A 7,030-nucleotide genomic window follows, 5' to 3' on the forward strand; every position below is an offset into this window, starting at 1 on the left:
ATGATGCGCCGGTTTTGTCAAGGCCGCGGCGCGCCGGCGGCAGGAGCGCCGGCCTGGTCGTACAAGTTGCCCGCGTCGACCACGGCCGCGAGGGGTACCGCGCAAATTTGGACACGGGTGGTCACAAATTGCTACTGTTCCCGCGCGTCAGCCACGGTTAAACAGGGGCAAGGGTCGCGTATCGCGCGAGTCGCGGCCGCAATCGGATGCCTTCTGTTCCATGTCCCAGATTCGCCCGCTCATCCCGCTGCTCGTCACCGCAGGCATTCTGATCGGCGGCAACGGGTTGCAGGGCACGTTCATCTCCTTGAGAGCGCTCGAAGAAGGCTTCTCGACCTCGCTGATCGGCGTAATCGGCGCCGGCTACAATGTCGGCTTTGCAATCGGCTGCGTCTACGTCACGCGCATTCTGAGGGCGATCGGCCATATCCGCACCTTTTCGGCGATGGCAGCCATCGCCTCCGCCGCTGCGATCGCCATGGTGCTGGTCATCGATCCGTGGTTCTGGTTCCTGATGCGGCTCGTCGCCGGCATCTGCTTCGCGAGCCTCTTCGCTACGGTCGAGAGCTGGTTGAATGCCAGCGTCACCAACGGCAACCGCGCGCGCACCCTTTCGATCTATCGCCTCGTCGATCTCGGCTCGGTGACGGCTGCACAATATGCAATTCCCGGCATCGGAATCGGCGGCTTCGAGCTTTTCGCCATCATCTCGATGGCGCTGACGCTTTCGCTCGTGCCGATCTCCTTTGCCGACCGGTCGAGCCCGGTTGCACCGGAAGCGATACGCTTCGACGTGAAGGCGCTCTGGAACATCTCGCCGCTGGCCACCATCGGCTGCATCGTCGTCGGCCTCACCAATGCCGCGTTCCGCTCGCTCGGCCCTATCTATGCGCAGGAGATCGGCCTTTCGGTGACGGCGATCGCGACCTTCATGAGCGCCGGCATCATCGGCGGCGTCGTGCTTCAATATCCGCTGGGGTATTACTCCGACCGGATCGACCGCAGGCTGATCATCCTGATCGCCACCTTCGGCTCCCTTCTCGCGGGGCTCTTCCTCGCCTTCGTCGCCGGGAACGACGAGTGGTTGAACTTCGCCGGCATCTTCGCCTTCGGCGCATTCGCGATGCCGCTCTTCTCGCTCTGCTCCGCGCATGCCAACGACCATGCGGCCGAAGGCCAGCATGCGCTGGTTTCCGCCGGGATGCTCTTCTTCTGGTCGCTCGGAGCCATCATCGGGCCGCTCCTCGCATCCTTCCTACTCGAGATCTTCGAACCGCCGGTGCTCTTCATGTATACGGCAGCAATCCTGGCGCTCTTCATGGCCTATACGATCCGGCGCATGACTGCGCGCAAACCCGTTCCAGCCGAGGAAAGGTCGATGCCGTTTCGCAGCCTTCTGCGCACATCGTCCTTCTTCAACAAGCTTGCGGGCGGCCAGACGCGGAAAGAGCCTTGATCCAACAGGGTGGCAACGAGGCGTGGGCTGCCGAATTGCTGAAACTGAAAATCAGGTTTAATAACGGGCCGGATCATTTTTCGGGGGCCGATCGGCTTTGCCCCTTCTTCCGGAACAGACAAGCAAGATACAGATGCTCGATCGCCGAATGTTTCTCCAGGGTTCAGCCGCACTTGGCGGCGCGCTCGGCGCCGGCCTTGCCGCGAGGGCGGGCGCAGCCCCCGATCCGCAGATCCTGACGGCGCGGTTCACGGAGGCACAGATAGTGGCCGGCGGCATCACCCCCCGGGCCATGACCTATGATCCCCGGGCCATGGCGCATGATCCCCGGGTCATCCTGCATGATCCCGGCAACCCGGCAAGCGCCGCCATGCCGCCCGTCTTGAGGATGCGCAAGGGCGAACCCTTCGCGGCGAGACTGGTCAACCGTCTCGACGAACCGACGACCGTTCATTGGCATGGCCTGAGGATCGCCAATGCGATGGACGGCGTGCCGGAAATGACGCAGCCCTATGTCTATCCCGGCGACGGGTTCGACTATCTCTTCACACCGCCCGACGCCGGCACCTTCTGGTACCACCCGCACTGCAATACGCTGATGCAGATGGGGCGCGGCCTGACCGGCGTGATCGTCGTCGAGAACCCGGAGGATCCGACCTTCGATTCCGAGATCGTTCTCAACCTCAGGGACTGGCGGCTCGGCGCCAGCGGCGAGTTCATCGCCCCTTTCAAACCGCGGGATGCGGCGCGCGGCGGGACCTATGGAACGGTGAGAACCGCGAACTGGCAGCGCGAGCCGGTCTACGACGCTCCCGCCGGCGGGCTCGTCCGCGTGAGGATCGCCGCAACCGACGTCACGCGCATCTACACGATCGGGCTCGAAGGCGCTGAGGCCCGGGTGATCGCGCTCGACGGCAACCCGGTCGAAATCCCCTTCGCGCTCGACCGGCTCGACCTCGGCCCCGGCCAGCGCGTCGACCTAGCGCTTCGCATGCCGCAAGGCGAGGGCCAGCGGGCAAGGCTTGGCAATTTTCGCGGCTCCAGCCCCTGGACGATCGCAGCCTTCCGGGCAGTCGGCACTTCGCTGAAGCGGGACCTCCGGGATATCGCACCCCTGCCCGCAAACCCTATTGCCGAAACCGACATTTCCACGGCCAGGCGTATTCCGATCGAACTGACTGCAACGGCCGAGCACGAACCGGCCGCCTCGATCTGCGGCTCGCTCGGTTATACTTTCTGGGCGATCAACAAGGTACCTTGGCCCGGTGACACGCCCGACCCGGTCGCCCCGATCGATGAACTCAAATTCGGGAAAAGCTATGTGCTGGAGATCGCCAACCGCACGCCGCATGCCCATCCGATCCATCTGCATGGGCTGAGCTTCCGCGTTCTCGCCTCGAACAAGCGGAGCCTGTTGCCGCCGCCGACCGACACGATCCTGCTCTTGCCGGACGAACAGGCGCAGCTCGCACTGGTCGCGGACAATCCCGGCGACTGGGTGTTCCATTGCCATATCATCGAACATCAAAAGACCGGGATGTCGGCTTATTTCCGGGTCGCCTGACAATTTCCATTGTGACAGGTGCCGTGAAACGGTACACGGGGAAACTCAAAGCCGCATTTTTGCCACAGTGATTAAAGCCCGATGATTCAAACGACAGCAGATCTTGAGGCCGCCTGCCAAGAGCTGGCCCGTTCAAGCTATATTACGATCGATACGGAGTTCCTGCGCGAAACCACGTTCTGGCCGGTGCTGTGCCTCATCCAGATGGCAAGCCCGGATATGGCAGTGATCGTCGATCCGATGGCACCCGGAATCGACCTCGCCCCGTTCTTCGCGCTCATGAGCAACCCGGATGTCGTGAAGGTGTTCCACGCCGCCAGGCAGGACATCGAGATCATCCATCATCTCGGAAACCTCATTCCTCATCCGATCTTCGATACGCAGGTGGCCGCGATGGTTTGCGGCTTCGGTGACAGCGTTTCCTATGATCAACTCGTCAACCGCATCAAGAACGAGCAGATCGACAAGTCGTCTCGTTTCACCGATTGGAGCCGCAGACCGCTCACCGACAAGCAGCTCGACTATGCGCTGGCGGACGTGACGCATCTGAGGGATATCTACCAGTACCTCACCAAGGAACTGGATCGCGAGGGACGCTCCTCCTGGCTTGCGGAGGAAATGGCGATCCTCGAAAGCCGGGAAACCTACGACCTCCACCCGGACAATGCCTGGCAGCGGCTGAAGATGCGGGTGAAGAAGCCCATCGAGCTCGCCGTCCTGCAGAAGGTGGCGGCGTGGCGCGAACGCGAGGCGCGGGCTCGCAACGTGCCGCGCGGGCGAATTATCAAGGATGATGCGATCTATGAGATCGCGCAGCAGCAGCCGAAGGATGCCGAGGCGCTCGGACGCCTCAGGACCATTCCCAAGGGCTGGGAGCGCTCGAGCGCAGGGACGGCCCTCATCGAGGCCGTCGGCGAAGCCTTGGCGATCCCGAGGGGCGAGCTGCCTCGTCTGCCGCGCCAGAACCACGCACCCGAGGGCGCTGCGGCAGCGAGCGAGCTGCTCAAGGTGCTGCTGAAACTCATCTCCGAAAAGGAGGGAGTCGCGGCCAAGATCATCGCCAACAGCGAAGATCTCGACAGGATCGCAGCAGAGGGCGAAGGCGCCGACGTCGCCGCCCTCAAAGGCTGGCGGCGTGAGCTCTTCGGCATGACGGCGCTGAAACTCATCAATGGCGAGGTGGCATTGCGCTTTGTCGACAAAAAGGTCGAGGCGGTGGAAATCGGCGGTTGAAAACCGCCGCTCGACGACAATTTTCCGCCCGAATCTGAGCTTAGCCGAGTCGTTTCGACGGCTGCTCGCCGCAAAACGGCGCCGATCAGCCGTTTCGACATGCCGAGCGGGACCGCCGGCCCCGCATGCTTCAACTGCATGTGTCCTTTGAGGACAAAACATGTAGCAATTCCACTCTCTCCAGCGACCTTTGCGTGCCTGATAACACGTGCGGCGCTGTATATTCTCGTTTTCGAGGCTGTCACATGCGCTGGAGATTTTCCACGCTCGAGATCATCCTGTTGCTGCTCGTCGTCGCCGGGAGCGGCATGGCCTATGCGTGGGTCGTCTACGGCGGCGGCGGTCTGATCGGCGCAACCTATGCGCTTTTCATGTGCATGCCGATTCTCGCCTTTGAACGGCACATCATCTTCCGGCGCCTTTACCGGAGGATCCACGGATCGCCGACGCCGGCGTTTCTTCTCTCGTCCCTCGCCGTCTACTTCATATTCGTCAACGTCGGATATGCAGCCGCCGGGCTGCTTTTGCACGTCGCCGGCGTCATGCGTGAAAGCAGGACGGACGCGATGCTGCCATCGCTCAATGTGCTGGTGTACGCACTTGCGACCTCCGGTCCGATCATATTCGTGCTCAGGGTGCGCGAATTGCTCGGCCGCGATATTTTCTTGAGCCTCCTGACTGGGCGATACCGCAAGCCGGTGCAGGAGGAACGCGTGTTTCTTTTCATCGATCTCGCCGGATCGACATCGCTTGCCGAGCGCTTCGGTGACCTGCGCATGCAGGAATATTTGGGAAAGCTGTTTGCAGCCATGGCTGATCCCGTGCTGCGCTATGGCGGATCCATCGACGACTATGTCGGCGACGCTGCCGTGATCACCTGGCCTTACGATCGCGCTGTCGCGGATGCAGCCTGCATCCGCTGCGTGTTCGACATTCTGGAGCAGATCGAAGCGGACGCCCGTCGCTGGCGAAAAGACTACGGCGAGGTGCCGCGCCTGCGCGCCGCTCTGCATGGCGGCACGATCGTTGCCGCGGAGATCGGCGTCGACAAACACAAGATCACCTATTTCGGCGACACCGTGAACACGACGGCACGCCTGGAGGGCCTGTGCCGAACGCTCGACCGTCAGGTCTTGATCTCAGCCGATCTGCTGCGGCGCTTGCGCCCGCCCCTCTTCGTGCGCGCCGAGGATCTCGGCGAGCATGAGGTCAAAGGTCGTGGCCAGAAGCTCGCGGTTCTGTCGCTCACGGCCGGTCCGCTCAGCGGCGACGGCGCCCTGGACCCAGACGGGAAGCCCGTTAGCAGTCCGTCCGTCGGGGCATTCACCTCGCTGTAAGACAAACTTCAAACAGCTGTCATCGAAGCCGCCTATCGGGTTCACCTGCACTCCAACCCGAGGTGAACTTATGACGAAACCCATCCTTGCCGCCATGGCGTTAACCCTTCTGGCGTCGAGCGCCGCGCTTGCCGAGGAAAAGGCCTTTCCTGCAACGCTCGAGGCGCACGCGATCCTTCCCGCAAACACCATTATCGCCGCGCCGGCGGATGCCGCGGAGTACCTCAAGACCTCGGGCAAGTTCTCGACTGCCGACCGCAAGCGCGCCGTCGAACTGGGCAGCGTCGCGGGCAAGGATGGCGTTCGCCCGACCGGTTTGTCGCTGCCCTTCAACGGCCAGCCGATGCAGGGCTTCTCCGGCATCAAGGCGATGGAGGACGGCACTTTCTGGAGCCTTTCGGACAACGGCTTCGGCAACAAGCTCAACTCGACCGACGCAATGCTGATGCTCCACCACCTCAAGATCGACTGGGACGCCGGCAAGGTCGAGGCGTTGAAGACCCTGTTCCTGTCCGACCCAGAGCGCAAGGCGCCCTTCCCCATCGTCATGGAAGGCTCGGCCACCCGCTACCTCACGGGCGGCGACTTCGACGTCGAATCGATCCAGCCGGTGGCCGACGGTTTCTGGGTCGGTGAGGAATTCGGACCCTACATCCTGAAGTTCGACCTTGACGGCAAGCTCACCGATGTCATTGCGACCGTCGTCGACGGCAAGCCCGTGCTCTCGCCGGACAATCCGGCACTGACGCTGCAGGGAGATCCCTCCAAGGAGGCACCGGACTTCAACCTGAAGCGCTCCGGCGGTTACGAAGGGCTGGCACTTTCGAAGGACGGCGCGAAGCTCTACGGACTGCTCGAAGGCCCGATCTGGGCGGACAGCGAGTCGGTGGAAGAGGCGGAGGGCCGGCCGGCGCTGCGGATCGTCGAGCTTGACGCCGGCAGCAAGGCCTGGACCGGGCGCAGCTGGCTGTATCCACTCGCCGAAGGCGGCGAAGCGATCGGCGACTTCAACATGCTCGACGAGAAGACCGCGCTGGTGATCGAGCGCGACAACGGCGCCGGCACCGTCGACAAGGCCTGCGCGGATCCCAAGAACCCGCAGCCGGATTGCTTCGCCGTCGGATCGAAGCTGAAGCGTGTCTACAAGATCGCCATGAGCGACGAAAACGTCGGCAAGGCCGTGCACAAGATCGGCTATGTCGACCTGCTGAAAATCGCCGATCCGAACAACCGCAAGCGCCAGGGCGGCGGCGAGGGCTATTACGACATGCCCTTCGTCACCATCGAGAATGTCGATCGCGTGGACGAAACGCATATCATCGTCGGCAACGACAACAACCTGCCATTCTCCGCCGGGCGTTCGCTCGACAGGGCGGACGACAATGAATTCGTGTTGCTCGAAGTCGGCGAATTCCTGAAGGCCGAATAAGTGGCGCAGTG

5 protein-coding genes are annotated in these 7,030 nt (G+C 62.7%); all 5 read left to right on the forward strand.

Translation table 11 applies throughout. The features are described 5' to 3' along the window. Positions 1–127 precede the first annotated feature (127 nt). The 5 genes from ACTJKL_RS21185 to ACTJKL_RS21205 all read left to right on the forward strand — a co-directional run bounded on the left by ACTJKL_RS21185 (position 128) and on the right by ACTJKL_RS21205 (position 7,019). Positions 128–1,456, forward strand: coding sequence for an MFS transporter (locus ACTJKL_RS21185; protein ID WP_440853766.1), 1,329 nt, complete (start codon positions 128–130; stop codon positions 1,454–1,456). A 133-nt stretch (positions 1,457–1,589) separates the two neighbouring features. Further along, positions 1,590–3,020 carry a multicopper oxidase family protein gene (locus ACTJKL_RS21190; protein ID WP_440853721.1) on the forward strand — a complete coding sequence of 477 codons (1,431 nt, stop codon included), beginning with the start codon at positions 1,590–1,592 and terminating at the stop codon, positions 3,018–3,020. Between the two features lie 81 nt (positions 3,021–3,101). Next, the gene (gene rnd / locus ACTJKL_RS21195; protein ID WP_440853722.1) at positions 3,102–4,253 is read left to right on the forward strand and encodes a ribonuclease D; all 1,152 of its coding nucleotides are present in this window, start codon (positions 3,102–3,104) and stop codon (positions 4,251–4,253) included. A 245-nt stretch (positions 4,254–4,498) separates the two neighbouring features. Further along, entirely contained in the window at positions 4,499–5,590 is a 1,092-nt protein-coding gene (gene cya2, locus ACTJKL_RS21200; RefSeq protein ID WP_440853723.1) for an adenylate cyclase Cya2, read from the forward strand. A gap of 70 nt (positions 5,591–5,660) precedes the next feature. Further along, a complete protein-coding gene (locus ACTJKL_RS21205; RefSeq protein WP_440853724.1) occupies positions 5,661–7,019 on the forward strand; it encodes an esterase-like activity of phytase family protein in 1,359 nt (452 codons plus the stop codon). Positions 7,020–7,030: the final 11 nt, after the last annotated feature.

This window comes from Sinorhizobium sp. 22678 (assembly GCF_052044265.1).
Classification (GTDB): domain Bacteria; phylum Pseudomonadota; class Alphaproteobacteria; order Rhizobiales; family Rhizobiaceae; genus Sinorhizobium; species Sinorhizobium meliloti_A.